The sequence below is a fragment of the Streptomyces violaceorubidus genome (assembly GCF_000717995.1).
GTDB classification, from domain to species: Bacteria; Actinomycetota; Actinomycetes; order Streptomycetales; family Streptomycetaceae; genus Streptomyces; species Streptomyces violaceorubidus.
This window is the reverse complement of sequence record NZ_JODM01000122.1, coordinates 1-884: the sequence shown is the minus strand read 5'-3', so window position 1 is coordinate 884 and position 884 is coordinate 1. Positions and strand designations below refer to the sequence as shown.

Sequence of the window (884 nt, the reverse complement as noted above, 5' to 3'; positions counted from 1 at the left end):
GAGGAGCCGCAGGGGCTGTCGGACGCGGAGCAGACGGCTGTTTCCCTGCTTGCCTCGGCCGGTGTTGATCTCGGGCCCGTGATGCTGATGGGGCCGGAGGAGGACGCCGCGACCAGGGCCCGGGGTCAGGCGGAACGCGCTGTCGTGGAAGAGATGGTCGGCCAGGTCGCGGCCGCGATCGACGCCGGTGATCTGCCGCGGGCCCGGTCTCTGGCGGCCGGGTTCGCGGTGGTGCGCCGGGCCCGTCCGGGTGTGCCCGGTGGTGCCCCCGGCACGTCGGCGGGCGGCCCGGCCATGGCCCCGCCGGGCCTGGCGGATGCCGCGGAGAGCATCGCCCAGGTCGGGTACCGGCTGGCCGACGACGAGAGCGGCGGCTACTCCGTGTTCGGTGCGTTCGCTGTGGCGGCCGGCCTGCGGGACGAGGCGGGCGACCTCTGGCCGGCCGGCCGGGTGAGCGGCGATCTCGCCGCACGGGTACGGCAGCCGTCGGACAAGATGCGCGCGCGGCTGGCCAAGCTGGGCGTGGCGCCCGAACAGCTGACGAATCTGGCCGACGTGATCGCCGCGCAGGACACGTGGGCCCGTGATGGCCTGCTGATACCGGAACTGCTGGCGCGAGTGCACAGGGTGTCGCTCGAGTACTTCGATTATTACCCCGGCCGTGAGCCGGACTCCTGGGAGGAGCTGGGCAAGCGGGGCCGCACGCCGGTGTCTATGGTCCGGGTGCGCACCGACGACGGGGGTGAGTACTGGGCCGCCGCTCTGCCCCTCACCGCACCGGGGTCCGAGCGGGCGGGCAGTCTGTTCAGCGAGTCGGACGAGGACGGGGAAGACATGAGCGTCGACTCCCCCGGGGAGTACGGCGCCGGTGACCGCGCCGAGTC

At 73.6% G+C, this 884-nt stretch carries 1 protein-coding gene; it reads left to right on the top strand.

All coding sequences use genetic code 11. The features are described from left to right. Positions 1-144: 144 nt before the first annotated feature. Positions 145-884, top strand: a 740-nt coding sequence (locus IE94_RS36655) for a hypothetical protein (protein ID WP_209441116.1), incomplete at its 3' end; no start/stop codon positions are given.